The sequence below is a fragment of the Streptomyces sp. M2CJ-2 genome (assembly GCF_016757295.1).
Lineage (GTDB): Bacteria > Actinomycetota > Actinomycetes > Streptomycetales > Streptomycetaceae > Streptomyces.
Genome location: NZ_JAESIF010000244.1, coordinates 1 through 1,128, shown reverse-complemented (window position 1 = coordinate 1,128; position 1,128 = coordinate 1). Strand labels below are relative to the sequence as shown.

The following is a 1,128-nucleotide window of genomic DNA, read 5'->3' as shown; positions in this document are numbered from 1 at the left end:
GGGCCTGTTCGGGGTCGTGATCTCGGTTCCGATGCCCGCATCCGGCGAGGGCGGCCGAGCTGGTAGAACACCCTTGTGGTGCGACGTGAACTGAGCGATGACGACTGGGAGTTGATCAGCCCCCATCTGCCGATCGGGCAGTACGGGCCTTACCCGGAGAATCTGCGCGACCAGCTGGAGGGGGTCATCTGGCGGTTCCGCACCGGCAGCCCATGGCGGGACGTACCGGAGACGTTCGGCTCCTGGTCCAGGGTCTACGACCGGTTTGCCCAATGGCGCGATGCCGGGGTGTTCGCCGCCGTGCTGGAGGGCGTGATCGCCGAGGCGGCCCGCCGCGGGCAGGTGGACTTGTCCCTGGTCAGCGTGGACTCCACTACCGCCCGCGCGCATCACGACGCGGCCGGCATGGTCGTGGACGAGGAGGTCCTGTCGGCCTTGGAGAAGGCCGCCGGGGCCGAAAAGGGGGCGCGCGAAAGGAACGAAAGCGGCGTAAGCGGCAGGCCGCGGCCGAAGCGGGGGCGGTGACCCCGGCCGAGGACGCGGAGCCCGCCCCGGGGCGCGAGGAGCGCCGCCGTCAGCGGCAACGGAAGCGGGCGCGGTTGAAGGCCGCCGCCCTGGGGCGCTCCCGCGGCGGCCTGACCTGCAAGGTTCACCTGGCAGCCGACCGGCGCTGCCGCCCGCTGTCCTTCGTCCTCACGCCCGGGCAGGCCGCCGACAGCCCGCAGTTCGTTCCCGTCCTGGGCAAGGTCAGGGTGCCCGGTCCGGTGGGCCGTCCGCGTACCCGGCCCGACGCCGTGGCCGGCGACAAGGCCTACTCTTCCCGGGCCAACCGCGCCCACCTGCGGAAACGGAAGATCAAGGCGGTGATCCCGGAGAAGGCGGACCAGGCGGCCAACCGGAAGAAGAAGGGCTCCAAGGGCGGTCGGCCGGTCTCGCACGACGCCGAGTTGTACAAGGAGCGCAGCACGGTGGAGCGCTGCATCAACAAGATCAAGGACTGGAGGGGGCTCGCCACGCGCTACGACAAGAGGCCCGACAGTTACATGGCGGGGCTTCAGCTGCGCGGCGCCATCATCTGGCTGCGCAGCCTTGCCCCCGCCACATGATCACGATCCCGAACAGGCCCTA

General features: G+C 70.7%; 1 pseudogene. It reads left to right on the top strand.

The features are described from left to right. Window positions 1-75 precede the first annotated feature (75 nt). Window positions 76-1,106 (top strand): annotated as a pseudogene (locus JL475_RS39095) (IS5 family transposase). The last annotated feature ends 22 nt before the right edge of the window (window positions 1,107-1,128 follow it).